23 protein-coding genes and 1 riboswitch are annotated in these 26,511 nt (G+C 35.1%); of the genes, 14 read left to right on the top strand and 9 right to left on the bottom strand.

Going from position 1 to position 26,511, the window contains the following annotated elements; genetic code table 11:
- The first annotated feature begins 9 nt into the window (after window positions 1–9).
- Window positions 10–762 carry an amino acid ABC transporter ATP-binding protein gene (locus tag GQ589_RS03350; RefSeq protein ID WP_160411836.1) on the top strand — a complete coding sequence of 251 codons (753 nt, stop codon included), beginning with the start codon at window positions 10–12 and terminating at the stop codon, window positions 760–762.
- Between the two features lie 285 nt (window positions 763–1,047).
- Here the strand turns inward: GQ589_RS03350 and GQ589_RS03345 are convergent, their stop codons facing one another.
- Complete coding sequence (locus tag GQ589_RS03345) at window positions 1,048–2,406, bottom strand: MmgE/PrpD family protein (protein WP_160424601.1); 1,359 nt, start codon at window positions 2,404–2,406, stop codon at window positions 1,048–1,050.
- 223 nt (window positions 2,407–2,629) lie between these two features.
- On the opposite strand from GQ589_RS03345, the gene folK reads away from it, so the two are divergent.
- The 3 genes from folK to gluQRS all read left to right on the top strand — a co-directional run bounded on the left by folK (window position 2,630) and on the right by gluQRS (window position 4,637).
- The gene (gene folK / locus GQ589_RS03340) at window positions 2,630–3,115 is read left to right on the top strand and encodes a 2-amino-4-hydroxy-6-hydroxymethyldihydropteridine diphosphokinase (protein ID WP_160400979.1); all 486 of its coding nucleotides are present in this window, start codon (window positions 2,630–2,632) and stop codon (window positions 3,113–3,115) included.
- A gap of 136 nt (window positions 3,116–3,251) precedes the next feature.
- Window positions 3,252–3,707, top strand: coding sequence for an RNA polymerase-binding protein DksA (dksA, locus tag GQ589_RS03335; RefSeq protein WP_160400978.1), 456 nt, complete (start codon window positions 3,252–3,254; stop codon window positions 3,705–3,707).
- A gap of 42 nt (window positions 3,708–3,749) precedes the next feature.
- Window positions 3,750–4,637 carry a tRNA glutamyl-Q(34) synthetase GluQRS gene (gene gluQRS, locus GQ589_RS03330; RefSeq protein WP_160424599.1) on the top strand — a complete coding sequence of 296 codons (888 nt, stop codon included), beginning with the start codon at window positions 3,750–3,752 and terminating at the stop codon, window positions 4,635–4,637.
- On the opposite strand, the gene moaA is transcribed toward gluQRS, so the two are convergent.
- The 3 genes from moaA to GQ589_RS03315 all read right to left on the bottom strand — a co-directional run bounded on the left by moaA (window position 4,617) and on the right by GQ589_RS03315 (window position 7,662).
- Window positions 4,617–5,591 (bottom strand): GTP 3',8-cyclase MoaA, encoded by a 975-nt coding sequence (gene moaA, locus GQ589_RS03325; protein WP_160424596.1) that lies wholly within the window; start codon window positions 5,589–5,591, stop codon window positions 4,617–4,619. The genes gluQRS and moaA overlap by 21 nt on opposite strands.
- Window positions 5,586–5,712: riboswitch (molybdenum cofactor riboswitch) on the bottom strand. (Overlaps the previous gene by 6 nt.)
- Window positions 5,713–6,185: 473 nt before the next feature.
- The gene (locus GQ589_RS03320) at window positions 6,186–6,578 is read right to left on the bottom strand and encodes a hypothetical protein (RefSeq protein ID WP_160424594.1); all 393 of its coding nucleotides are present in this window, start codon (window positions 6,576–6,578) and stop codon (window positions 6,186–6,188) included.
- A complete protein-coding gene (locus tag GQ589_RS03315; RefSeq protein ID WP_160424592.1) occupies window positions 6,559–7,662 on the bottom strand; it encodes a hypothetical protein in 1,104 nt (367 codons plus the stop codon). The genes GQ589_RS03320 and GQ589_RS03315 overlap by 20 nt, the downstream gene beginning before the upstream one ends.
- A 556-nt stretch (window positions 7,663–8,218) precedes the next feature.
- Between GQ589_RS03315 and ppnN the strand changes: the two genes are divergently transcribed.
- A complete protein-coding gene (gene ppnN / locus GQ589_RS03310; RefSeq protein WP_160400969.1) occupies window positions 8,219–9,595 on the top strand; it encodes a nucleotide 5'-monophosphate nucleosidase PpnN in 1,377 nt (458 codons plus the stop codon).
- Window positions 9,596–9,746: 151 nt separating this feature from the next.
- Here ppnN and radA read toward each other — a convergent pair whose 3' ends face one another.
- The 3 genes from radA to GQ589_RS03295 form a co-directional block, all read right to left on the bottom strand.
- Complete coding sequence (radA, locus tag GQ589_RS03305; protein ID WP_160400968.1) at window positions 9,747–11,126, bottom strand: DNA repair protein RadA; 1,380 nt, start codon at window positions 11,124–11,126, stop codon at window positions 9,747–9,749.
- A 9-nt stretch (window positions 11,127–11,135) separates the two neighbouring features.
- A complete protein-coding gene (serB, locus tag GQ589_RS03300) occupies window positions 11,136–12,110 on the bottom strand; it encodes a phosphoserine phosphatase (protein WP_160400967.1) in 975 nt (324 codons plus the stop codon).
- Between the two features lie 186 nt (window positions 12,111–12,296).
- Window positions 12,297–12,638: a helix-turn-helix domain-containing protein gene (locus tag GQ589_RS03295; protein ID WP_160424590.1), complete on the bottom strand. Its 342-nt coding sequence runs from the start codon at window positions 12,636–12,638 to the stop codon at window positions 12,297–12,299.
- A gap of 108 nt (window positions 12,639–12,746) precedes the next feature.
- On the opposite strand from GQ589_RS03295, the gene GQ589_RS03290 reads away from it, so the two are divergent.
- On the top strand, window positions 12,747–13,286 hold the full coding sequence (locus GQ589_RS03290; protein WP_160424589.1) for an NAD(P)H-dependent oxidoreductase: 540 nt from the start codon (window positions 12,747–12,749) through the stop codon (window positions 13,284–13,286).
- 55 nt (window positions 13,287–13,341) lie between these two features.
- Here GQ589_RS03290 and rsmB read toward each other — a convergent pair whose 3' ends face one another.
- Both rsmB and GQ589_RS03280 read right to left on the bottom strand, forming a co-directional pair.
- Entirely contained in the window at window positions 13,342–14,634 is a 1,293-nt protein-coding gene (gene rsmB, locus GQ589_RS03285; protein ID WP_160411845.1) for a 16S rRNA (cytosine(967)-C(5))-methyltransferase RsmB, read from the bottom strand.
- Between the two features lie 45 nt (window positions 14,635–14,679).
- A complete protein-coding gene (locus GQ589_RS03280) occupies window positions 14,680–16,023 on the bottom strand; it encodes a Na+/H+ antiporter family protein (protein WP_202112495.1) in 1,344 nt (447 codons plus the stop codon).
- Window positions 16,024–16,197: 174 nt separating this feature from the next.
- On the opposite strand from GQ589_RS03280, the gene GQ589_RS03275 reads away from it, so the two are divergent.
- The 8 genes from GQ589_RS03275 (at window position 16,198) to GQ589_RS03240 (ending at window position 26,254) form a co-directional block, all read left to right on the top strand.
- On the top strand, window positions 16,198–17,070 hold the full coding sequence (locus GQ589_RS03275) for a shikimate dehydrogenase (RefSeq protein ID WP_160424587.1): 873 nt from the start codon (window positions 16,198–16,200) through the stop codon (window positions 17,068–17,070).
- Window positions 17,071–17,183: 113 nt separating this feature from the next.
- Window positions 17,184–17,948, top strand: a complete 765-nt coding sequence (gene aroD / locus GQ589_RS03270) for a type I 3-dehydroquinate dehydratase (protein WP_160424584.1) — start codon at window positions 17,184–17,186, stop codon at window positions 17,946–17,948.
- A gap of 326 nt (window positions 17,949–18,274) precedes the next feature.
- Window positions 18,275–20,722, top strand: a complete 2,448-nt coding sequence (gene plsB / locus GQ589_RS03265; RefSeq protein WP_160424582.1) for a glycerol-3-phosphate 1-O-acyltransferase PlsB — start codon at window positions 18,275–18,277, stop codon at window positions 20,720–20,722.
- Window positions 20,723–21,070: 348 nt separating this feature from the next.
- Window positions 21,071–21,994 carry a LysR family transcriptional regulator gene (locus GQ589_RS03260; protein WP_160424580.1) on the top strand — a complete coding sequence of 308 codons (924 nt, stop codon included), beginning with the start codon at window positions 21,071–21,073 and terminating at the stop codon, window positions 21,992–21,994.
- Between the two features lie 188 nt (window positions 21,995–22,182).
- Window positions 22,183–23,403, top strand: a complete 1,221-nt coding sequence (locus GQ589_RS03255) for an MFS transporter (RefSeq protein WP_160424578.1) — start codon at window positions 22,183–22,185, stop codon at window positions 23,401–23,403.
- A gap of 146 nt (window positions 23,404–23,549) precedes the next feature.
- Window positions 23,550–24,272, top strand: a complete 723-nt coding sequence (locus GQ589_RS03250) for a serine/threonine protein kinase (protein ID WP_160424576.1) — start codon at window positions 23,550–23,552, stop codon at window positions 24,270–24,272.
- 218 nt (window positions 24,273–24,490) lie between these two features.
- Entirely contained in the window at window positions 24,491–24,706 is a 216-nt protein-coding gene (locus GQ589_RS03245; RefSeq protein WP_160424574.1) for an IS3 family transposase, read from the top strand.
- A gap of 210 nt (window positions 24,707–24,916) precedes the next feature.
- On the top strand, window positions 24,917–26,254 hold the full coding sequence (locus GQ589_RS03240) for a DKNYY domain-containing protein (protein WP_160424573.1): 1,338 nt from the start codon (window positions 24,917–24,919) through the stop codon (window positions 26,252–26,254).
- Window positions 26,255–26,511: the final 257 nt, after the last annotated feature.

Below are 26,511 nucleotides of genomic sequence, written 5' to 3'. Positions count from 1 at the left end.
AAAAACCTTATGATCTCAGTATCTCATTTATCAAAACGCTTTGCTGATAATCAAGTATTAAAAGAAATTAACCTAAACATCAAGCAAGGCGAAGTTGTTGCCATTATTGGACCATCAGGATCGGGAAAATCAACCTTATTGCGTTGCTTAAATTTATTAGAAAAACCCAATACAGGTGAAATTCGCATTGGCGATGTATCACTTAATAGTGAACACTATAATCATAAAGAAGAAAAAAATTTACGCAAACAATCGGCGATGGTTTTTCAGCACTATAATTTATTCAAAAATAAAACTGCAATTGAAAACATCACTTACCCATTAATTACAGGACAAAAAATAGCTAAAGAAAAAGCGAAACAGCTAGCACTGTCATTATTAGAACGAGTAGGCATGTTAGCGTATGCTGATCAATACCCCATTACATTATCAGGTGGTCAGCAACAACGTGTTGCCATTGCTAGAGCATTAGCCGTTAAGCCAAAAGTCCTATTATTTGACGAACCCACTTCAGCCCTTGATCCCGAACGAGTACATGAAGTATTACAAGTCATGCTACAACTCGCTAAAGAAAAAATAACCATGCTCATTGTGACCCATGAAATGGAGTTTGCTAAATATGTTTCCGATCGTATTATCTTTATGGCAAATGGTGTCATTGTTGAAGAGGGGGCAGCCAAATCAATTATTGACAACCCGCAACATGAACTGACTCAACGTTTTTTACGTCAATTAACAGATGAGATTGATTTTGAAATTTAACCAACCAAATTAATTCTATTTGTGCTTTATTTAATGCATTGTAATTCCTAGATACTTGATATTAGCTTTTTATCATTAAAGACAATGACAAAGTATACTATGAAAATAATACCGTTACCCTAACAATTTCGGTAAAGTCAATTCATAGATAGCGTATAAACATTAGAATGTATTGGAATGAGGGATACAATACGGAATATATACTTTCTAATATAGAAAGCGAAATTTTTGGATATTGTCTTTTATACTCATACAAATATATTCATACAAAGAAAGCCCACACCTCTATAACCTAAAAATATAATTCATTAAAAATCGACTAACCTCTAACCCTGTAGCTAATGCTTCAATATCCTGAGTTAATTTTTCAGCCATTTGCTGATTTTTAATGGCATTAATAAGCTTTAATGACATTTCAGCTTGACTATATGGATTTTGGGGAGATCCTTTCGGTATATCAATACGTTGGCAAATTTTTTTGCCATTATTAAGCACAATATCAATGACTACATAACGTCCATTATAAGCTTTTGGGTGTGGTGGTAGTTGTATTTGATAACTACGCTGCATTTTTTGCATCAATTTTTGGATATGTTCAGGGATTGGCGTTGCCGAAAATTGTTCAAAATCAAGCGGTATCCCTAATAAAGTTAATGCTAAAATATACTCAGCAGAAAAACGCCCCTGCTCGGCAAACAAAGGCAACCGATAAATCAATGCAGCATCACTGTTTTCGGGCGTAAAAAAAAGCGTAATATTGGCAATATCATCAACATTTAATTGTCGGTGCTGATAAAGCAATTTACCCGCATCGGCAACATAAGCGGCTGCCGAGCAGTAAGAATAAGTTTTAAACCATAATCCTGGTTCAACAATCTTCCAAGGTTTTCCCCAATGACACAAGTCAAGACTTGCATTACCTTGCCCATAGATAGCTAAAAACCCCAATTTATCATTTAAAAAATCCTGTTTTGCATGTATGCCTGCCCTCAACCATTCAACAGCTTGTATTGCATGCTCGGCCGCTAATCCTGCGTGTAAAAATTTAATCGGTGTTCCCATTAATAAACGCATTCCTGATGCTTGAGTAGCCGCTAAGGTTAATGCTTGCGATAAAAAAGGTTCATCATATAAATAACAAATAGCTGCAGTTGCCGCAATTCCCCCCAAAGTAATAGTTGTGTGCCAACCTTTTTCATAATGCGCAGGATTAACACTTTTACCTAATAACGCCATTACTTCTATGCCGATAACATAAGCCGTTAAAAACCGTCGGCCATCAATTTTTAAATCAACATTATCTAAACGAATACTTGCAATAAGTGCAGATAAAATCACTGCCGAAGGGTGACCACGCACCTCAGAATGCACATCATCATAATCTAAACAATGGGCTTGAAAACCATTAAATAATGCAGCTTGTCTTGCCGTTGCTAGTTTTTTTTGACCAACAAGCCATGCTCTAGCCTTCCCCCCCTCATCATCGATCCAACTTAGTAATTTTTTAGCATCAGTATCATGGCGTGCTTGTAAACTACTAGCAAAATAATCAATTACCCCACTAATAGCCCGTTGAATAACTACTGCATCGTGGATAACAGGTGTGTTTTTTATCAAATAACTCAATTGTTGACCTAAATTCATTTGATGATCTCAATATAAATTCACTCTATAACCCTTTAATGGATAACACTATTTAATACCACTAACATAACCTATAATCATAACTAAATTAAAGATTATATAGTCATATATTAATAACCAAAAACAATAAGTAACAAAACGATATAGCTTTTTTGCTAATGATGTTATGTGTTAAAATCGTTTTTATCAAACACTAGCCATATCAAAAAGTAAACGACCAATTATGTCTATCTGTTATATCGCCTTAGGCAGTAACCTTGAGGATCCATTATCACAAGCTAATCGTGCAATAATGGCATTAAAGCAATTACCTAATACAACATGTTTAGAAGTGTCACCTTTTTACCGCAGTAAGCCACTGGGACCGCAGGATCAGAATGATTATCTTAATGCTGTTGTAAAAATTAAAACAGCCCTATCCCCCATTGAACTACTTGATGCACTACAGACAATTGAAAAAGCCCAAGGTCGTGTACGTAAAGAAAATCGATGGGGAGCAAGAACCTTAGATCTTGATATTTTACTGTATGATGATTTAGTGATCGAAAGCGAAAGACTAACGATCCCTCACTACCATATGAAAAATAGAGAATTTGTTCTCTACCCACTCTTTGATATCAGTCCTGAACTTATTTTACCTGATAACGATAAGTTGTATGATTTAGTAACCCAATGCCCTAAAAATGGATTAGAAAAGTGGGATAAGTAATTATCTTTATTAATAACATACAGTTGTACTATTTTGCTTATTTATAGGTAGAAAAAAGATAAAAAAAAATTTGCCAACAGCTAATTTATTGCTATAGTTTACCGCTTGCAAATAATCTGTACTTAAGGGGATTGCTGTGAAAAAGGAACAAAAATTAAATACATCTTCTCTTAGCTTGCTTTCAATTGCGGGGCTTAAACCTTACCAAGAAGCAAAAGGCGAGGAGTATATGAATCCTAAGCAATTAAAACATTTCAAACTTATTTTAGAAGCATGGCTTGCTCAATTACAAGATGAAATGGGAAAAACAGTTTCGCACATGCAAGACGAAGCGGCTAATTTCCCAGATCCAGCTGACCGAGCAACGCAAGAAGAAGAATTCAGCTTAGAATTACGTGCTCGCGATAGAGAACGAAAACTAATCAAAAAAATCGAAAAAACATTAAAGAAAATTGAAAACGATGATTTTGGTTATTGTGACTCTTGCGGGGTTGAAATTGGGATCCGCCGCTTAGAAGCAAGACCTACAGCTGATTTATGTATCGACTGTAAAACACTTGCTGAACTTCGCGAAAAACAAATGGGCATGTAAACCCAACTTTCTTAACCTTTTATTATTCTACCCAACTGACCTATGCACTATATTGGTCGTTTTGCCCCGTCACCATCTGGACCATTACATTTTGGTTCACTGGTGACCGCTCTTGGTAGCTATTTACAAGCAAAATCTTGTCATGGCAAATGGTTGGTTCGTATTGAAGATATCGACCCACCACGAGAAGTAAAAGGCGCATCATCACTCATCTTAAAAACACTAGAAGCCTTTAATTTATACTGGGATGATGAAATCTTATACCAATCGACGTGCAGTGAACGTTATCAAGCTGTTCTACAAACTCTTTTAGATAAACAGCAGGCTTATTTTTGTGACTGCACAAGGCAACGCATTCACAATTTACCTTATGGGATTTATGATGGTTTTTGTCGTGATCGACATCTAAATATCCCCAACCAACCACTTGCCATACGCCTAAAACAGACTCAACCCGTATATCAGTTTACCGATCGCATTCGTGGCATTCAAACGTTCGACGCCCAAAATGCTCAAGAAGACTTTATTATTCACCGAAAAGATGGTTTATTTGCTTACAATTTAGTGGTAGTACTTGATGATCACCAGCAAGGTATTACCGAAATAGTGCGAGGTGCAGACTTATTGCCTGTCACCGCTAAACAGATTTCGCTCTATCAGCTTTTGGGCTTACCAACACCAAGCTATTGTCATTTACCATTGGTACTAGATAGTAACGGCAACAAGCTTTCCAAACAAAACCACGCAAAGCCCATTGAAGTCAGTAATACGCAATCCTTAACAATACAAGCACTACAGTTTTTAGGACAACAAATCCCTCAAGATTGGCAAGATGCCACGCAAAAACAGTTATTAGATTGGGCAATTAACCACTGGAAAATAACCAATATTCCCAAACAAAATCGCTTATTAACCACCAACATAAGATAAATTAGGCATAACACCAACCTTATGGTCATGCAATAGGTGTTTTTCAGGCTTTATCATTAACGAAGCAAAGATTCTTTCAATTAATTGTTGTTTTTGCTCTGAACTTTGGAGCAAATCACGCAAATCCACTGCCGCATCACCAAATAAACAATAATGCAACTGCCCAATTGATGATACCCTTAACCGATTACAACTCTTACAAAAATCTTTTGAATACGGCATAATCAACCCAATCTTACCTTGATAATCGCAATGAGTATAAACCTTAGCGGGTCCAGATAAAGCTACTTTAGGCTGCAACAACCAACCTTGCTCAATTAGTTGTAATTCGATTGATTGCCCTGAAACATGGTGACGATTAAAAATATCACCACTTTCGCCTGTTTCCATTAGTTCAATAAAACGCAACTCAACAGGACGCTGTTTAATCCATGATAAATAATCAGTTAGATTATCATTCATGTTTTTCATCAAAACGGTGTTAATTTTGACCTTTTTTATACCCACTTCTAACGATTTTTCAACACATTGCAATAATTCTTTAAGCTTATCTTGCCCAGTAATTAATTTAAACAAATGGGGTGAAAAACTATCAATACTAATATTAATCGCATTCAAACCTGCTTGATGCCAATAATGGATATTTTTTAATAAACGTGACCCATTAGTTGTCATGGCAATTTCGTTAATACTTGGATATGCAGAAATCAGCGACAAAATATCAACAAAATCACGACGCAAACTTGGTTCGCCACCTGTTAACCGAATTTTGTGCACACCAAGTTCAGCAAATGTTGATACTACATTATCAATCTCGTTAAGAGTTAAAAATTGATGTGCTTTATTAGGTTGATAGCCATTAGGCAGGCAGTACTGACACTGAAAATTACACTGCTCGGTAATCGACAAACGCAGATACTGAAATCGACGTTGATAATTATCCATTAATTGCATATAAAACAAACACCTTATCCAAATCGGGAAGCATAGCCATTTCTGAGCTATACCGCGGCTAATCCACCTTATAAAATCACTATTTCACTTAGGTAAAAGAGCTTCAGAGTTTGATTCAGTCTAGCATAGACTTTATTTTTTGACTATGAACAAATTGGCTTTTACAAATAAAGGATTTTTGACGGAAATAATGTCTTTTTTGGATTTTGAATGGTGGAATAGATTAGATATAGTGATTTGGATATTTACATGTGGCGGGGGGGGGGGCGGCGCTATTGTGACTTTGCCACAACGGCGCAACCCTAAGGGAAACGCCCCAACTTACGCGGGGGCTTTATTCTTTGTTATATTATCCCCTCAGGCACCATAATCGCCCCCCGCGCCCTAAGGATTAAGAACTAAACGCTAAAAGCTAAGGTGCGGTGCAAACAGCGTAAAACATGTAGCGGGCACTGTAGCTGTTCACGTCGCCGTCGTAAGAGTGGACAGTGAACTGGTTGCTACCTGCTGCGTCACTCGTCCAGTAGTAGTTGCCGACGAAGCCCGTATCAGCGTAGTAGTACATGAAGCCCCACTCCGTGAAAAATCCTGCTCCTATGTGACCATGTAATAATTAACAGATGAGCTAGGGGCCGCGCCTGAAATAGGAGGATTATCTGTTTTGACCGAATTGGTTAAATCCCTTACCCTAGGCATCCGATAACCCAAACTATTACACCATGCTAATTGGTCACTATAACGTTTACTTTGATTACCCCGATAGACGAACCACTGCTTTAACACAAATCCATAACGAACCTCATTACCACTTCTATCCCTACCGACCAACTCGAAGGTCTGTGGCAAAGATAGACGTGTAAGTGGACTAGGATTACTTGAGCTTATTTGACTACTACTTGCCTTAGGGCCACGCAACGTTACCCGTGCTACCTGTTTCCCTCTATCATCACTAGGAATCCAACTATCATTAGGTGTAACATTTGTCACCGTAGCCGTTATTCCACCATGAGTGACCGGAGACCAAGTTAACTGAGCTACATCTACCCCCCCCTACATCCAAATCAAAATACAAGCCATCTGAACCCGTAGTTGGAAAGTTCCTGTCGTAAGATGATGGACTCGTTGACTGAACTAAAAAGCCCTTGTCAGGATTCCATATGTTAGCTGGGCCTGCGTAGTTGCCTGTGCCCCACTTTAGATTCGGCCTGACCGAACAAATAACGGGCTGTGATGAATTCGGATTAATATAATAATCCACCGTTGCGCCAATAAAACTACTACTTCTTGGCACCCCATACTGCGTACTTAATGTGCCACCTGAACTTGTTAAAGTTACCTTATACGGTGCATTACATACACTTAATGCATCAGTACGATTAACTGTATTACCATCTTTATCGGTAAACGTTACCGATATACTCCCTGATGCCGTTGCCTGTCCATCGCCATCATCATCTTTCCAATTCCCTTGACTAACCAAATCATTCATGGTGATTGAATTCTGGGATGGCGGTACTATCATCTCTATATGACTTAAATTACTCCCCACATATGGCAACCTGATTGGATTGCTTGGTGTGGATGGGTTGGTTGACCTTGTGTATACCGTGCCATCCTGCAACTTTATTGACAATAAACGGTCTGTATTCGTTAATTTTGTTACCCCTCCATCAAACGTTAAATACGGCGCACTGCCCTCTATTGTCATTGAGGTATAAGCCGTTAACGCCTGTACTCCCTGCGTATATGACAATAATGGCGCAAAGAACAATGCCGATTTAAATAATAATGAAGATTTAAATAGTAATAGTGGTTTGGATAACCATTTAGATATCGGCGATAACCCTGCCGAATCTGTGACCGAAGAGGTTGTCGAGGATGTTTCCAAGAATGTTGTTGATGAATCCGCCGAAGACATCGCCAGTAAAAACCGCGATGACTGCGTCGATTTCGCTACGCAAAATGACTTCGGTGATGAAAATAACCGTTGCGCCTGTTTTTGACCACTGTGCGAATCAATAAGATTTAGGGCATAGGTTTGGCAGGCCAGATGCCGACCATGGTAGTGCATTTTTATTTTCCTGTCAATTAATTTATTGTTTTATTTGGTTTTTTTGTTTTAATGCTCGTTTCATGAGCTATTTTGTAATTTAAATAAAGCATAACTTGCTAAAAATTAAATGGCTAGTTTTTTTTAAAAGAATTGTAAAGTTTTGTTAATTCTAAGGGTATTATCTAGAGAATTCACCTTTTAGGAAATTTTTAATAGCTATTTTTGGTAAAAATAGAAAATTAAAAACTTCAATAAAATCAATGACTTTCCTGACTGTTTTTTATACATATTTATAAAATATAATAACCGATGCTAAATAAGGTTCTATGGTCAATATTTATTACTATTTAATAATTTTGAGCCAAGAGAACATAATCGGCGATTTAGTCTAATTATTAATATGTGTATTTTCGCACTTCAATTAATTGTTCAAAACATGCATTACCCTATAATATCTATCAAAAATAAAGCAGATTAATTTCTATAATTAATTACATTTACCAACTTTACTTATTCAATCGGTTTGAGTATATAATAATCCCTTTGTTGATAAAAACGTCATGTCGAGGTTGCGATGATTACCCATATTAGCCCATTAGGATCGATGGATTTACTTGCTCAGGCTGAAGTTGATATCCTAAAAAAATCAGCCAATAGTGAGCTTTATCAATTATATCGAAATTGCTCATTGGCAACATTAAATGCAGGAAGCAAGACCGATAATACTAAAGATCTGCTCGATAGATTTAAGTCTTTTGAAATCAATGTGATCAGTAAAGAGCGTGGTGTTAAATTAGAACTCGTTAATGCGCCAGAAAGCGCTTTTGTTGATGGAAAGATTATTCGCTCTATTCAAGCAAATCTTTTTGCGGTATTGCGAGATATTTTATTTTTAAATAGCCAAATCAGTGCCATTAAAGAGTTAATGGCAAATGTTCAACTTGAAAAAGATCACTCATTTTATATCACTAACCTTGTTTTTTCGATTTTACGTAATGCCAATGCACTCCATGTGGGCGAAGAGCCAAATTTGGTTGTTTGTTGGGGTGGCCATTCTATTAATGAAAATGAATATTACTATGCCCGTCAAGTCGGCATGCAACTTGGCTTACGAGAGTTAAACATTTGTACGGGTTGTGGTCCGGGTGTGATGGAAGCACCAATGAAAGGGGCAGCCGTAGGCCATGCACAGCAACGTTACAAAGAGAGCCGTTTTATTGGCATGACCGAGCCGTCAATCATCGCCGCAGAGCCGCCTAATGCGCTAGTTAATGAATTGATTATTATGCCCGATATCGAAAAGCGCCTTGAAGCGTTTGTGCGAATGGCTCATGGTATTGTTATTTTTCCTGGTGGTCCTGGCACTGCCGAGGAGTTACTTTATATTCTGGGTATTTTGCTAAATCCAGCCAATAAACAACAAACATTACCGTTAATTTTAACAGGTCCTAAAGAGTGCGAAGCCTATTTTGCTTCTATCGATAGCTTTATTCGTAACACACTAGGCGATGAAGCGACGAAGCTTTATCAAATTGTGATCGATTCACCTGAGCAAGTGGCTCGCATTATGAAAGAGGGTGTTAAGCATGTTAAATCTTCACGCTTAAAAACAGGCGATGCTTATGGATTTAATTGGTTACTTAAAATTGACGAATCGCTACAACATCCATTTGATCCAACTCATGACAATATGGCGTCATTAAATCTTCATAAGGATCAACCAGCTGAACTATTAGCTGCTGATTTGCGTCGTGCGTTTTCGGGTATTGTGGCGGGTAATGTTAAAGAATTTGGTATGAAGCAAATTGCTGAAAAAGGTCCTTATAAGCTACAAGGCGATAGCGAAATTATGAAACAAATGGATAATTTATTGCGAAGCTTTATTAAGCAAGACCGTATGAAGTTACCGGGTGGAACGGCTTATCAGCCTTGTTATGAGATTTGTTATTAAGCTTTGTATTTAACTTAGTATTTAACTTTGCATTTAACTTAGTATTTCACATAGTGTTTTAATTGTTGGTGCACATAGTCGCTTAATTTATCGTATCCACCGATACCTTATCGGCGGATACGTTTGTGTAAAAGGCAAATACAATTTTTAGCTAAAAATTACTTAAAATATCTAGCACTTCTGATACCTTTTTGACGCCAAAAATTTGCATATTTTCGGGTTTCTTTTTAGGCATGTTGGCAATGGGAACAATTGCTTTTTTAAAGCCATGTTTAGCCGCTTCAGTAATACGTTCTTGACCACTTGGTACTGGGCGAATTTCACCACCCAGTCCAATCTCGCCAAAAATAACGATATCTTGCGGTAACGGACGATTACGAAAACTAGAGACTAAAGCCGAAATTAATGCTAAGTCTGCACTGGTTTCGGTGACTTTTACGCCACCAACTACATTAACAAAAATGTCTTGATCGGCCATTTGTAATCCACCATGCCTGTGTAATACTGCAAGTAATAATGCAAGTCGGTTTTGATCTAATCCTACTGTTACACGTCGTGGATTGCCATACATAGAATGGTCGACAAGGGCTTGAATTTCAACCAATAATGGACGTGTCCCTTCCCACAATACCATTACCGAGCTACCCGGTAGCATTTCATCACCACGGCTTAAAAAGATGGCGGATGGATTGCTAACCTCTTTTAGACCTTGTTCGGTCATGGCAAATACGCCTAGTTCATTCACGGCACCAAAACGGTTTTTATGGCTTCGTAATGTTCTAAAACGTGAATCCGCATCACCATCTAATAAGACAGAACAGTCAATGCAATGTTCAAGCACTTTGGGTCCTGCAAGCGAGCCATCTTTGGTGACATGTCCAACCATAATAATGGCAATACCTTTAGTTTTGGCAAAACGCGTTAAGTAAGCTGCTGTTTCACGCACTTGTGCAACACTACCGGGGGACGATTGAATGTCAGTTAAGTGCATAACTTGAATTGAGTCAATCACCATCAGTTTAGGTTGTGATTGTTCAGCAAGTAAGCATATTTGTTCAATGCTGGTTTCAGATAGCATATTGATATTATCAGCAGGTAACCCTAAGCGATGAGCACGCATCGCCACTTGTTGGAGTGATTCTTCACCAGTGACATAAAGCGTATTCATTTGTGATGAGAGCTTACTCATGGTTTGCAGTAACAACGTACTTTTACCTGCCCCTGGGTTTCCACCAATAAGAATAGCACTACCCGGTACAACCCCCCCACCAAGCACGCGGTCAAATTCTGAAAACCCCGTTGAAAACCGCGGTAATGCCTCTAAACTGATTTCAGATAATTTTTGAATTTTAGCTTGTCCAACACTACTACCTGCATACCCTGTTAACCGATCATTACGTGATGAGGTGCTAGCAAGTCTAACTTCAGTGATGGTGTTCCAAGCATGACATGAACTACATTGCCCTTGCCAACGAGGGTAGTCTGCTCCGCAATCATTACAAACATAAGCACGTTTTACTGCTTTTGCCAATTTAATCTCCTAACCTTCGCTTAATAAACTGGTTGATAAAATGCACCATAATCCAGTTAAATCAGCATAATTAATACTAATTCGTGCCTTTTCGACAACTTTAGGCTTACCATGATAAGCAACGCCAAGACCTGCAATACGAATCATCATCAAATCATTAGCACCATCACCAATCGCAACCGTTTGTTCAATAGGAATGTCTAGCGATGTGGCTAACTGCTGTAGTGTTCTTGCTTTATATTTAGCATCAACAATTTGCCCTGTGACTTTACCAGTTAATTTACCATTTTTAATCTCTAATTCATTGGCATAAACATCAACTAATTTTAACTTTTGCTTTAAGTGATCAGCAAAATAGGTAAAACCGCCTGACGCAATAGCAACATGCCAATTTTTTTTATGCAGTTCTTTCACTAAATAAGTAAGTCCGGGAGTAAGCGGTAAATTATCTTTAACTTGATCTAAAATAGCTTGATGTGCCCCTTTTAAGGTTGCCACTCGTTTGCGTAAACTCGCCGCAAAATCAAGTTCACCATGCATCGCTTGTTCGGTTACTGCCGCAACTAGCTCTCCAACGCCCTGCAATTTAGCAAGCTCATCAATACATTCAATACTGATCGCTGTCGAATCCATATCCATGACTAATAATCCAGGAGAGCGTAGCGTAGGCAAATTGTCAATTGGTGCAACATCAATACCTAAAGTCAATGAAATCGATTTGGCTTTTTTAGGCATAACACCTGCAATACGAACAATTTGGTAAGTTTTTATTTTCCACGATGACACTATCACCATTGGCATAGCAAGCTGATCTTGAAATTTTGACAAGATGGTCTTATTTAACTTCTTACCATAAATAATCCAACCTGTTTTACCAGCATTATAATCCAAAGGAACCACTTCACAGCCATTTAATGAAAGTGGTAACCCCTGCCAAGATTGAATATTTTCAGGAAGGTCATTGTAGGTAAGTATATAAGCCATATTAGGAAGTCTTCATAACATAAAACAAGCCCAAAATTTATCACAACTACTAAAGATTGTCCAAATTAGGATTGTGTGATTTTTTTAGTTTTTTATACTTAAACACATAGTTACCTGAAACTTTTTAACAAAAAAATAAATCTATCAATTGCCTTTAATCATTCCACCACGATACTGATAGTGATCTTAAATATTCAACGCCCATAAACAAAGTTGCTCTAATATAGGCTCCAATTTTTCGCCAAGTGAAGTTAATTTATAGACAACTTTTAAAGGGGGTTTATCACCAAAAACATGTCGAGTAATTAACCCATCCTCCTCTAATTTTTTAAGTTGTATACTTAATGTCATATCGGTAATATTAGGAATAATGGTTTTCAATTCGCTGAATCTTTTTTCACCAGAAAGCAAATAATAAATTATCACCCCTTTCCATTTTCCGCCAACTAAATCCATTGATAAACTAATAGGACAATCATAAGTTTTATTGTTATAACGTTTTAATGGCCTTTGTTCATCTATTTGCATTAATTCACCTAACTATCAAGTTTGATAGATATTGCTATAAGCTTATTTACGAATAAACTAATTAGAGTAACTATCATTTTAATAGCAAAAAAGGAAAAAGGAATCATTATGGCATTAATTATTTTAGGTCACCCTAACATTAAACAGTCTACCGCCAATAAAACAATTATCGAAACATTACAAGATAAAGTTGAGGATATTGAAATTCGCAATATTCACAATCTTTATCCAAACTATCAAATCAATGTGCAAGAGGAGCAAGCCGCATTACTCAGACATGACCTTATTATTTTACAATATCCAATGTACTGGTATAACATGCCGGCCATATTAAAAATATGGTTTGATGAAGTATTTACTTACCAATTTGCTTATGGCTCCAAAGGCGATAAATTAAAAGATAAAAAACTATTACCAAGTTTAACCATAGGACAACAAGAACAGAATTATAAAAAATATCGCAACGATTTAATGGATAATTTATTAGAGCCCGTCAAAATATCAGCCTTATATGCGCAAATGGAATATCTGCCACCGAAACTTTTATATGGTGTTTCACCTGTGGTTGAAGAAGTACAAGCTAAAATAAAAACAAAAGCACAACAACACGGTCAACAGTTAGTTGAAATTATAAACAAATATAACTAATAAAAATCAATATGATATTTATAGTAATTGATAAATCATCATATTTTATGTTGTATTAACTATGCTTTTTTAAAACCGCATAAAAGAAACCATCACCCCCATTTTCAGACGGTAAAAATTGTTTTAGTTCACCTTGTAATTTGGCGCTGGTGTTTTCTTGCAAAAAACGCTCAATTTGTAATTTATTTTCGTCTGGCAGAATTGAACAAGTAGCATAAACCAAAGTACCACCCGTTTTTAGATAAGCCCATATTTTAGTTAAAATTGCGTATTGTAATTCAGTCAACTGCGCTATATCACTATCACGGCGTAACCATTTGATATCAGGATGACGGCGAATAACGCCTGTTGCTGAGCAAGGTGCATCAAGTAAAATACGATCAAAACTGCGCTCTTTGCACCAATTTTCGGGCGTTAAACCATCCCCTACTTTTACTTCAGCCTGCTGTTTTAAGCGAGCTAAATTTTCGTTAATACGCTTAACTCGACTAGGTTCAATATCTACAGCTAAGACTTGCGCTTTTGGAGCTACTTCTAAAATATGTGTAGTCTTACCTCCGGGCGCCGCGCACATATCTAAAATTTGTTCGCCATTTTGCGGCGCTAATAAATACGCAGCATATTGTGCTGATAGATCTTGCACTGTGACAGCACCCTTTGCAAAATCAGGTAATTTTGCCACATTAACGGGGGTTATTAACCTAATTGCCGAAGGTATATCCGCAAAGGTTTCTGATTCAATGTTATCTTTGGCTAGTAATTGTTGGTACTCACTTACTGAGTATTGATTAAGATTAACGCGCAACCACATTGGTGGTTTTTGATTATTAGCATTAACAATACTTTGCCACTGCTTTGGATAAGCTTGTTTAAGGCGTGTTAACAACCAACTTGGGTGCAGTGTTTGCTGGTTTTGTTGTTTACTGTCTTGCGTAAATTGTTGTTGTAATGATGTTTGTTGGCGCAAAAATTCGCGCAATACACCGTTAATTAATCCTTTAAGTTGTGTTTTTTTAAGTGAGTTAACCGCATTTACACTCTCGGCAACTGCCGCATGTGCAGGAATACGAGTATAAAGAATTTGGTAAATACCCACTAACAATAGGTCATGTAAAATTCTATTTTTACCCGTTAATACTTTACTCATCAAGGTGTGAATATAAAAATTAAGTTCGGGTAATACTCGCATCACACCAAAACAGATCTCTTGTACTAAAGCCTTATCTTTATCAGCTATTTTATGATTAAGTGCCGTTAAGGTTGCACTTAATGATTGCCCTTCTTCTAGCACATTAAAAATAGCTTGCGCACAAACTGCACGAATATTTTGGTGTGATTGATTATTCATAATAATAATGACCTAAAAAACAACAATTAAATAGAATAATGTTGATTATAAAATTAACGATCCAACCCAACCTGCAATAAATAATGGAATATTAAAATGGGTAAATGTAGGAATAACACTATCACGAATATGATCATGTTGCCCATCGCTATTAAGCCCTGCTGAGGTTGCCAAAATAGTATCTGATGGTGGAGAACCAGCATCCCCAATTGCACCAGAGGCACCAATTAAACAAACAGTTGCAATTGGCGAAAAACCAAGTTGAACACAAAGCGGAACATAAATTGCGGCAATAATCGGCACCGTTGAAAACGAAGAACCAATACCAAGCGTAATAATAAGCCCTATTAACATCATCATAAATGATGCAACTATTTTATTTCCTGCAAATAAAGCAGCACTATTAATAACCAATGGTTCAATTTCGTGAGTTTGTTTTAGAACTTCGGCAAAGCCTTGTGCGGAAATCATCACAAAACCAATCATTGCCATCATTTTGATACCATCGGTAAATACACCGTCGGCTTCACCCCATTTTATGGAGCCTGACACAATAAAACAGATAAAACCAATTAAGGCACCTAAAATCATTGAACCCGTGTAAAGTTGGATAGCAAATGAAAGAATAATCGCCAATAATGAGACAATAAGTGAACGCTTATTTACATTTTTTAACGCGTCAAGATTTGTCTGTTCATCAATAATTTTATATTCTCTTGGTTTACGGTAGCTGACAAAAATCGCCCACAATAAACCAGAAAACATACCTAGCGCAGGAATAGCCATGGCGTGCATTACATTGACGTGACTCACATCCATTCCTGATGCAGTAATGTTTTTTAATAAAATTTGATTTAAAAAGATGTTACCAAAGCCAACAGGTAAAAACATATATGGCGTAATTAACCCAAATGTCATGATACAAGCAATCATTCGCCTATCAAGTTGTAATCGAGACATTACATACAAGAGTGGCGGAATTAAAAGCGGTATAAAAGCAATATGAATCGGAATAATATTTTGTGACGAAATACTAACAAGTGCAATAATAATAATTAATAACCATTTAATGCGCTTTTTAGCATTACTTGTTGTCAGCTGTTTTATTGCTTTATCAGCCAATAGCTCGGGTAGACCAGATTTTGATATTGCCACTGCAAAAGCGCCAAGCATGGCGTAAGATAATGCAATATTAGCGCCATTACTAATACCTGTATTAAAAGCATCAATCGTTTCTTTTAACGATAAATGACTAAACAAGCCACCAACAAATGCCCCAATAATTAAGCTAATTACCACATGAACACGGCAAAGAGACAAAATTAACATACAAATTACCGCTATCACAACGGCATTTATTGATGAGAACAAATCAAGCATGGTATTCATAAATAGATTCTTTGTTAAGAAGCAAAGTTTATTATTCTAGGCGATAGGTGTCGAAAGTGCAATTGATAGTGTATACTCACTCTTTTCCGATAGGTGTGCCCTAGGCATGTTATTGAAGAATGATTAAACATAACCCCTATTATAATAAAGAAAAACTTGCGCGGAGAATGGTGAATGAGAAGTAATATCGACGGACATTTTTTATTGATTGGGTTAATGGCTTATCCTATTCGCCATAGTTTATCCCCTCAGATGCAAAATACGATCTATTCTAAATTGAATATTCCCTATGTTTATTTAGCGTTTGAAGTTGACCAAGAAAAACTTCCTGATGCTATTAAAGGACTACGAGCATTAGGTCTACGTGGCAGTGCCGTATCCATGCCAAACAAGCAGGTCGTTTGCCAATATCTGGATAAATTAACACCAGCGGTTGAAATGAGCGGAGCATGTAACACCATTTCAAACGACAATGGTGTTTTAACTGGTTATAACACTGATGGAATGGGTTACATGCGGATGCTAAAAGAAGCTGGTGTCAATATGATAGGCAAAAAAATAACCATCCTAGGTGCTGGTGGTGCAGGCACCGCCATTGCAGTGCAAGCCGCTCTTGATGGTGTAAAAGAAATCACGATCTTTAATCAAAAAGATGAGTGTTATACAAAAATAGAAGCCATTGCCGAAAAACTAAATCAAAATACACAATGTCAGGTAAACGTTCTCGATTTGGCCGATAAAACACAGCTACGTCAAGAAATAGCAACAAGTACTGTGCTTTGTAATGCAACAGGCGTTGGAATGAAGCCATTAGAAGGTCAAAGTTTAATTACGGATCCCACCATGCTACATGCAGATCTTATTGTGACAGACTGTATCTATAGTCCACGCAAAACAAAACTATTAGAGATAGCTGAACAGCAAGGTTGCAAAACACTAAATGGTATTGGCATGATGTTATGGCAAGGAGCTGCGCAAATTAAAATATGGACAGGTGAAGACGCTCCAATTGAATATGTAAAAGAAAAAATGGGCTTTAATGATTAGTTAAAATCGATGTAATAACATTATACCAACTCGTTTTACTCTATTGTTTTATCCGATATAAAACATAAAATAGCCATTTATAATGAGAGTATCGACAATTAATAGGAAATAAAATGAAAACAGTTACTATCAAACAACTTGAGATCGGCGTTGGAGCACCCAAAATTATTGTACCAATTGTTGGTAAAACTCAAGCTGAATTAATCGATGAAGTTCAGTTTTTGCAATCCATTGATTTTGATGTTTTAGAATGGCGAGTCGATCATTTTACCCAAGTTGACGATATTTTGGCTGTCAAACAAGTCGCTAAAAAAATAACAGATCTATTACCCAATAAACCCCTTTTATTCACTTTTAGAACAGCAAACGAAGGAGGAGTCAAACCTTGGCCGTTATCCTCTTATATTCAATTGAATAAAGAAATGGCCTGTAGTGGACTTGTTGATCTGATTGATGTTGAAGTATTTATTGGTGATGATTATGTAAAAGATATCATTGATATTGCCCACAATAATCAAGTCTTTGTTGTAGCATCAAACCACGATTTTGAAAAAACACCAGCAAAAAGCGACATTATCGAGCGATTACGAAAAATGCAAGATTTAGGCGCTGATATTCCTAAAATTGCCGTTATGCCCAAAACCACAGATGATGTATTAACTTTACTGGCCGCCACAACCGAAATGAACGAAAAATACGCAACCAAGCCAATTATTACCATGTCTATGGCGGGGCTTGGCACTATTAGTCGCATTGCAGGAATCACATTTGGTTCTGCAATGACTTTTGGAGCAGCTAAAAATGCCTCTGCACCAGGGCAATTAGATGTCAAAGAATTACGATACATTTTAGATGTGCTATACAAAAGCCACGGTTAATTGAATCTGTCATTTTTAATAAATGACAATACAGCTTTCTAATCATAATTATGAGCGCACCATTAGCGGTAGTAATTCATTAAATAATTGGCGATATCCCAATAAATTCGCTTGATACTTAAAAGCCAAGTCGATGCGTGGCGTTGATAACGATAAACCGTTATAATACGGCTAAATATTGTGATAATTTGGCTTCGAATTTATCTAATCATATAGCCTAAAGGTTATGCAAATTTACTAACAATTAGGCAGTAACAAGTATATACTGAGTTCGTTGCTTTTTTAAAGTATTATGAATAACGCAAAAGTATGAGGTTTATTTTTTTATGTTTTCTTGGTGGACTAAAGTCTATTTTTTTCTTATCCAAATGCTGGTCAAACTTTTTGTTAAAAGTAAACCGATACCAACCGATCCAATAACAGAATTAGACCTTGATATCGATAGCCCCATTTTATATGTATTACCTTACAACTCTCAAATCGACTTAATGGTGGTTCGGTCACTTTGTTTACAATATAATTTACCTGATCCATTAATTGGAATCGACATCAACGGAAAAAACGTTCCAGCTTATATCTATATTGATAAAGGCCCAGGTATTTTTGCCTCTAATCAACAAAAAAACAAAGCTATTGGCATTTTAAGAGATTATATTTCGGCACATCAACAAAATCATGATCTTGATATTCAAATGTTACCTGTTTCGGTTATGTTTGGGCGTTGTCCCGATAAAGAAGGCAAAAAAAAGTTATCACTACAAGTGCTTGGTGCAACAAGTAAATTTTTCAAAATAATCACATCAGGACGAGACTGTTATACGCGCTTTTCTCGTACGGTTTCGTTTAAAGATATTCATGTTGCAGAACAAGATCTTTCAGTATTAGCTCATAAATTAGCTCGTGTTGCACGAATTCATTTTGCCAAACAACGTATGGCTTCAATTGGACCTAAGTTACCTGTTCGTCAAGCAATGCTAAATAATTTACTCAAAAAGCAAGTTATTTCGGAAGCAATACAAGAAGAGGCTAAAAGTAAAAATATCACTTTTGATAAAGCGAAAAAAAATGCATTAGCTAATTTGAACGAAATTGCCGCTAGTTTTTCTTATCGCATGCTTAGAGTAACTGATTTTGTCCTTACTTGGGCGTGGCATCGACTCTATCAAGGATTAAAAGTAACCAATGCCGATCCTGTTCGTGAATTGGCACAAAATGGCCACGAAATTGTCTATGCGCCTTGTCACCGTAGCCATATGGACTACTTATTATTATCTTATGTGCTTTATCGACAAGGTTTAGTTCCGCCACATATTGCCGCTGGTATTAACTTAAATTTTTGGCCAGCGGGTCCTATTTTTAGACGATTAGGTGCATTTTTTATCCGCCGTTCGTTCCGAGGTAATAAACTCTATACCTCAGTTTTTCGAGAATATCTAGCCGAACTATTTATTCGCGGTTATGCTGTTGAGTATTTTATTGAAGGTGGACGCTCTCGTACGGGTCGGTTACTCGATCCTAAAACGGGGATGTTAATGATGACCATTCAAACATTATTACGTGGAGATGCAAGACCAATTACTGTTGTACCTGTTTATATTGGTTACGAGCATGTATTAGAAGTTGCAACCTACGCCAATGAACTACGAGGCGCTAAAAAAGAAAAAGAGAGTTTGTGGCGTACTATTAAAGCATTTTTAAAGCTAAAGAAATTAGGATTTGGTTATGTCAATTTTGGTCAACCTATTCCGTTAAATCAATTTCTAAACCAATACGTTCCCGAATGGCGAGAAGCTATCGAACCAACAGGCGCCCAACGCCCGCAATGGTTAACACCAACAACCAACTTACTTGCCAAGCAAATTATGGAAAATATAAATTCATCAGCAGCGATTAATGCAATGAATTTATGTTGTTCAATATTATTAGCTGCAGACCAATGCGCACTAACCAAAGTCAGACTTTTGGAACATATTGATTATCTTTTAAAACTTTTTAAAACAGTCCCTTATTCGAATTTAATTACTATTCCCGATGATACGCCCGAAGAATTATTTGAGCATGCCAAAGAAATGGGCAAATTTATTATTACTACTGACGACGTTGGCGAAATGGTTGGCCTTACAACCGAACAAGCAGTATTAATGACTTATTACCGTAATAATATTCAGCATTTACTGATTATTCCGGCCATCATAGCCAGAATTGTACTCAAACATAACCAAATTTCACCTGATGACGTTTTACAACAAGTAAAACTACTTTTCCCTTTAATCAAATCAGAGCTATTTCTTTATCATAACGATGAACAACTGACCGAGTATGTAAAACAAATCATTGCAACTTATACCGAGTTGAATTTGATTAATGATTCGACCAATAAGCTGACAATAAATTATTTAAAAATTTCGGGATTACAATTACTTGCTTCATCATCTAAAGATACATTACAGCGTTATGCCATTGCATTTTCTTTATTGCAAAAAGAACCAACCATTAGCCGAGCAACACTAGAAAAAGAAGGTCGATTAATTGCTGAACGATTATCCATTTTACACGGCATCAATGCGCCTGAATTTTTTGATAAAGGTGTTTTTTCAACATTAGTAGCATCATTGCGTGAACAAGGATATCTAGATGATCACGGTGACAAAAACATACCAAAAATTGAAAAAATGAACAAAATTCTTAAACCCCTTATTACTGCAAGGGTAATGCAAACCATTGACGAAATTAATCTATCATCAAACAATAAAAATAACATAATAAAAAACTAAAAAAGAAAATAATAAGTCATACTTTTTGTTGATACTGTTTGGCATGAAAAATCACGCAATCTTGCGAATATGCCAAACAAGCAATATTTAATAATAATATTTTTGATAATTATAAATTTTTTCCATCAATCAAAAATCGTTATCTCAAAACAAAATTTGAACTAATTACTGATAATAAAATAAATAGTTAGAATCTTCATTTTTATGTTTTTTAGAAAATTTAATGTACAGTTTTATCGCCGTACTTTTGTTTTTTTGAAAGAAAAAAACAAAACTGATGATAATTCTTTTATTTTTACAACTAAAAAGTATTTTTCTTAAAGCATAAATCAGCGAAATTTGGAAATAATGGATATTTATAATAAAAGGTTACCAACAATAAAGCAGTTACAGTATTTTATTGCTGTTTGTGAAGCAAAAAGCTTTAGAGGCGCTGCTGAAAAATTAGGCATTAGTCAACCTCCTCTTTCAATTCAAATAAAAGAACTAGAAGAAAAACTTGGTGTACTTTTGTTTTTAAGAAATTCTCACCGTGTTTTTTTGACAAAAGAAGGGGAATATTTCCAATTAAAAGCTTCCAGTTTATTAAATGAGCTTTGTTTAATCACTCAATTAACTAATTCAAACAATCTTAAAAAGGTGATATTAGGGATGACAAAAACACTCAGTTTTGATTTTATTCCTAATTTTAAAAAATTTCTTTCTGATTTTAGTGATAATACAGAAATCTACAAACATAATTACACATCAAAAGAACTAATGCTTGAATTAAAAAAAGGAAACATCGATTTTGCATTTGTTTCTGAGAATGAAAAAATAGAGGAAACTGAAAATTCTTTGCTGATTTATAAAGAACCTATGATTTTAGTGTTACCAAATTCTCATCCATGTAGTAAGCTTGAATTCGTGGATCTTAATGAGATTACCAATTTACCTCTTTTTTGGTTCAAAGAATATTTAAATCCGACTTTTTATGACCAATGTGAACAAGTATTTAAAACACTCTCTTATCCTATTTGTCGTCGAGCTGAATTATCCGATACGCTATCAATGTTGCTTGAAGTATCGTTAGGAAAAGCAATGATGCTTTTACCACAATCAATGGCTCAAGCAAAAGTCGAAGGTGTAGTTTATAAAAAACTAATCAAAAGACAAGCTAAAAAACTAAACATTAATATATACCTTATCTGGCGTAAAAACCTAAGAAAGACCGTATTGACTGAATCGATAATTAATTATTTTAAAGACGAATATTTAGATATTAATAAATAAATGTTCTAATTTTTATCCTATTAATTATTAATAATCTTGAATATTTAAAGTTATTTCTGCTTGATTCCTCTTTAAAATTTTGGTTGATATCTATTTCATATCACAAAATAAGTATTTCTATATTTTGAATTTTCTATTTATTGTTACCAATACCAATAATATGATTATTAACGAAAGGTATTTATCTTATGGAAATAAGTAACATCCATTTTATAGAGAAAAAACAAAGCAAAATGAGCATTATTGTGTCAGTTATGCTTGTATTACTTTTAGTCGGTTCGGTTTATATTAGTCAACTCATCTTCCAAGAAATATCACAAAGCTTCAATATAGATATTTTAGATGCTAGGTTTGTTTTTAGTTTATCGTGTTTTTTTTACGCTATTTCTTTTTTTATTTATGGCCCATTATCAGATCGAGTCTCAACACGACTATTAGTTATTTTTGGTTGTATCGGTACAATTTTATGTCTTACTATTTCAGTGTTTGTCGAATCGTATAAAATATACTTATTTATTATGTCATTGACGGGCTTTTTTGCTGCATCTGTACCTGTAGCATTATTTGCTTATACAGCTAAAAATACACCTAATGACAAGTTACCTCAAAAAATGGGGTCAATGATTTCAGCTTCAATTGTAGGAATGATTTTTAGTCGCAGCTTTATTGCAATGCTAACAGATACTTGGTCTTGGCAATTTGCATTTATTATTTATGCAATGCTCATTTTTTGTGCTTGCTTTTTTGTTCCCTATGGTATTGATAAAAATATCTCAGATAAAAATGATATTAAAGTTATTCAAACTTACTTAAATGCAATTAAATTATTATTTAATAAAACTATCGTTATTTTTTTATTTGTTGGTTTTATACTCTTTTTTGTTTATTTCGGGATATCTTCCTTTTTAACCTTTTATTTAAAAGGTGCACCGTTTTATCTTTCTTCAACAACATTAGGGTGGTTAAACTTTGCCGGCATAAGTGCGGTAATTGGTGCAACAATTACTGGTAAATTATCTCAATATATAGAAGGAAATAAATTACTAATTATTTGCTTATTAGGCATTAGTGTATCAATTATTATTATTAAATTGAGTACAAACTTAATTTGCATCACAGTGGGTATTTTTAGTCTATTTTTATTCGTTTTTGGTGTTCAACCAATTGTTATTTCATCAATTAATCAAATTGTTAACCAAGAATCAAGAGGTTCAATTTCGTCTCTATATTTACTTGCTTGTTTAGCTGGAGGGAGTACTGGCACATATCTACTTGGGATCGTTTATGACAGCCTAAACTGGAATGGAATCATTATTACATGCATTATTCTTTCATTAGCAAATATTGTTTTATCCTTTTATGGGGGAAAATTAATACAAATTAATACAAATAGTAAAGAAGTAAGATAAAGTTAAAACCAACAAGATGTTTAATTTTGATAGTTAATCATTAGATAAAATACCAACTCACCATTATCAGGATCATAACAATTATGAGAAAGTGTTTTTTATGTACTATATATTTTTTATTTTTAAATTTACATGCAGGTACTAGTATGGCTCAATTAACAAAAATGGAAACTTCTTTCCAAGCACCGACTGGTATTGCTTTTGATAGCACAGGGGCAATGTATGTCACCAATTGGTCAGGAAATTCAATTACTAAGATTAAAGCCAGTAATGAACATGAGGTTATTTACTCGAATATTTCTTCTCCTGCTGGTATTGTTATTGATGAAAAGGATAATATTTATGTTTCATCATATAGTGACAATTATATTTTAAAAATACCAGCTAAAGGAAAACCACAAAAAATATCGGAAGGTTATCACACTCCAACGGGTATTGCGTTTTCTAACTCGGGACAACTTCTTATTACTAATCGAGCAACAGGAGAGATTATTTCTCTAAATTTAAAAAATGGTCGAAAAGAAGTGCTTGTTCAAGGTTTATCGACGCCAGTGGGGGTTACCCAATTACCAGACGATAGTATAATGGTATCTCAATACAGTGGACATCTAACTTTAATTCGACCATCAGGTGAAAAAGTTGAATTAGGTCAAAATTTTGAACGTCCTGGTGTGGGTATTACCGCTATTACTCCTACTGTCGTTGCTGTTATTGATAACGGTGCAGGAATGTTACGTACTATTGATGTCAAAACAGGTCAAGTTAATACTATTGCTTCTTCCTTACATGGTGCAGTTGCATTGGCATTTAAGCATAATCATTATTATATTGGAACATGGGGGGATGGATCTGTTTATATTCTTAACTAGTGACCCTAGACAAAAAGTGAACAAAACTCATAAGAGGCAAATATCATGAACAAAAAATTTAGCATCGAATTCAAACAATAATCAGTCGACTATGCATTATCTCATGCAGAGCTTTCTATCAATGAATAAGCCAATATTACAACGCTGATTTTAAGTAGTTATTGTTACAATATGGACTAAAGCAAAGCATGACTCGAAGAGGAAACTGTTGAGATAATGTGGTCATTGAACGTTTTTTTCATACACACAAACCCCATATTATTTATGACTGTTACTACAAAACGAGGAAGCTGGCTAATAAAGCACTATTTGAATACATTGAAATCTATGATAATCGTATACCCCGTCATTCAGCCAATGACGGGGTATCACCTGAACAATATAAACAACAATATTACCAAAACGATAAAATGATAGCAGTGGGTTCTATCTAGTATTTTGACAATGACCAACGTTACAAAAAATAGAGATGGAAAAATCCAAGCAAACAAGAGACTTAGTGTGTAAAATGTATATGTCTTTCATGTATTTATTTGGTAACGAAGTAATGATAAAAACCCGCATTAACATTTTTTTATTTTAAATAGAAAAGCTATTTTATCTAAATAAGTAGGCATTTTATATGTAAAAAAGGAGTACTGTATATGTCTGAACCTTGGGGATGTATTATTGATGTAAAAATAACGGCCTCAGCATTAGATAAATATCTACGCAGTAAACAAAAAAATACTGATATTGAAAAATATTTCTTATCTAATAAATTTCAGAAGTTTGATAATGTTCTCATACAAAAGAATATTAACACATCAAAAAGTATTGCCTATTTTTATGCCAGTTTACTGTATGATTTAAAAAATAGTGATCCAGATAGTGATGTTATTCTTTTCAATTATGACGCAAATAAACAACGGGTATTTATTGCGGTTATATTTGATCAAGATATTTTCCCCACTTATGAAAAAATAATGCTATCCATGCTATCTCAGCTTGCTAGTTATAAAGATATTGAAAGTAATGATACCGCTTTATTTATCAGTCCATGGACGAGGGATTTTTACTCTGCTTATCATTTAGATAAAAACACTTTGCATAAAATTGATGAGTTTGAAGTCTCTCAAACGATTATTGATGAGTATATTGAGAATTTTTTTAGTTTTATGGAGAAAGAGTTTTTTCCACCTATAGGTAAAGCATTAAGAAAGAAAAATTACTATTACAAGCCCATAAGGAACGCTTTTAACCGTTATTGTAAAGAGCAAGAAGAAATTATTCGCCCGTATAAAATTAGCCAAGCCACTAAGGATAATCCTTTGCCGTTATTGGGACATTTCTATACTTTCAATAATAAAGTCTACGAAAAGAAAAAAGATGATGATTATATGGAGCTAGTGGGAGCAGATCCAGTCACATTAAGGGAAGTATCCATGCTTTCAGATCTGTTTGCTGATAAGAATCATGTTTATTTAGGTTATTATGGATGGAATTATCAACGTATTGAAGGGATTGATGGTTCTACATTCACTAAATGTGGAACAGGTGAACCAATTTATTGGAAAGATAAAAACTATGTTTATCTCGATCGGGTTACCGAAGAAAAAACGCTAATAAGACTGGATAATGTTGATGTCAAATCTTTCATAACCACCAATGAGTTTGGTTTTGCTAAAGACAAAAATCATATCTACTTTCAAGGTGAAATTTTACCTCTTAATGTAAAATTGGCACGACTAACAATGTATGGATTCGCTTTCGATGACAATGTTGTGTACTATTATTCACACCCCGTAGCTTTAGATGGCAAAACCTTTAAAGTATTGCGTTATCAGTCATTATTTTCTGGACCTTTCATTGTATCGGATAAAAATGGACTTTATCATTATGATACTGATTCAAACAGAAATACACTTACAAAATTACAAAATTTATCGCCAGATGATTTAGCCAAAATAGCGCAGTTTAAAATGTATGAAATAGATTTCTAACTTGTGAAAAAGATTGTCCGCATGCCTAATATCTAAAACAACTATCTTATCAATCAAAAAAATTATGAAATTAACTACCCCACAAACAAGTAAAAAACCGAAAGAGTGTGATATAATCAGCAAATATTTGATGATTCAAAAAGAAGTAACAAAAGCTCAAACAATTTTTTTCACCATATTCAACATAAATTAAGCTATTGAAAATTTATTTTTGATATACATCAAATTTTGTGAATTCATCCCTGTTTTCTCCTTTA

Source organism: Gilliamella sp. Pas-s27 (assembly GCF_009795865.1).
Classification (GTDB): Bacteria; Pseudomonadota; Gammaproteobacteria; order Enterobacterales; family Orbaceae; genus Gilliamella.
The sequence above is the reverse complement of the archived record's forward strand: the minus strand, read 5'-3'. Positions and strand labels throughout refer to the sequence as shown.

What these genes read in the sequence shown, in the direction of transcription:
- GQ589_RS03350 (WP_160411836.1), top strand. Translation starts at nt 10, where the DNA reads ATGATCTCAGTATCTCATTTATCAAAACGCTTTGCTGATAATCAAGTA.
- GQ589_RS03345 (WP_160424601.1), bottom strand. Translation starts at nt 2,406, where the DNA reads ATGAATTTAGGTCAACAATTGAGTTATTTGATAAAAAACACACCTGTT.
- folK (WP_160400979.1), top strand. Translation starts at nt 2,630, where the DNA reads ATGTCTATCTGTTATATCGCCTTAGGCAGTAACCTTGAGGATCCATTA.
- gluQRS (WP_160424599.1), top strand. Translation starts at nt 3,750, where the DNA reads ATGCACTATATTGGTCGTTTTGCCCCGTCACCATCTGGACCATTACAT.
- moaA (WP_160424596.1), bottom strand. Translation starts at nt 5,591, where the DNA reads ATGCAATTAATGGATAATTATCAACGTCGATTTCAGTATCTGCGTTTG.
- GQ589_RS03315 (WP_160424592.1), bottom strand. Translation starts at nt 7,662, where the DNA reads ATGCACTACCATGGTCGGCATCTGGCCTGCCAAACCTATGCCCTAAAT.
- ppnN (WP_160400969.1), top strand. Translation starts at nt 8,219, where the DNA reads ATGATTACCCATATTAGCCCATTAGGATCGATGGATTTACTTGCTCAG.
- serB (WP_160400967.1), bottom strand. Translation starts at nt 12,110, where the DNA reads ATGGCTTATATACTTACCTACAATGACCTTCCTGAAAATATTCAATCT.
- GQ589_RS03295 (WP_160424590.1), bottom strand. Translation starts at nt 12,638, where the DNA reads ATGCAAATAGATGAACAAAGGCCATTAAAACGTTATAACAATAAAACT.
- GQ589_RS03290 (WP_160424589.1), top strand. Translation starts at nt 12,747, where the DNA reads ATGGCATTAATTATTTTAGGTCACCCTAACATTAAACAGTCTACCGCC.
- rsmB (WP_160411845.1), bottom strand. Translation starts at nt 14,634, where the DNA reads ATGAATAATCAATCACACCAAAATATTCGTGCAGTTTGTGCGCAAGCT.
- GQ589_RS03280 (WP_202112495.1), bottom strand. Translation starts at nt 16,023, where the DNA reads ATGAATACCATGCTTGATTTGTTCTCATCAATAAATGCCGTTGTGATA.
- GQ589_RS03275 (WP_160424587.1), top strand. Translation starts at nt 16,198, where the DNA reads ATGAGAAGTAATATCGACGGACATTTTTTATTGATTGGGTTAATGGCT.
- aroD (WP_160424584.1), top strand. Translation starts at nt 17,184, where the DNA reads ATGAAAACAGTTACTATCAAACAACTTGAGATCGGCGTTGGAGCACCC.
- plsB (WP_160424582.1), top strand. Translation starts at nt 18,275, where the DNA reads ATGTTTTCTTGGTGGACTAAAGTCTATTTTTTTCTTATCCAAATGCTG.
- GQ589_RS03260 (WP_160424580.1), top strand. Translation starts at nt 21,071, where the DNA reads ATGGATATTTATAATAAAAGGTTACCAACAATAAAGCAGTTACAGTAT.
- GQ589_RS03255 (WP_160424578.1), top strand. Translation starts at nt 22,183, where the DNA reads ATGGAAATAAGTAACATCCATTTTATAGAGAAAAAACAAAGCAAAATG.
- GQ589_RS03250 (WP_160424576.1), top strand. Translation starts at nt 23,550, where the DNA reads ATGGCTCAATTAACAAAAATGGAAACTTCTTTCCAAGCACCGACTGGT.
- GQ589_RS03240 (WP_160424573.1), top strand. Translation starts at nt 24,917, where the DNA reads ATGTCTGAACCTTGGGGATGTATTATTGATGTAAAAATAACGGCCTCA.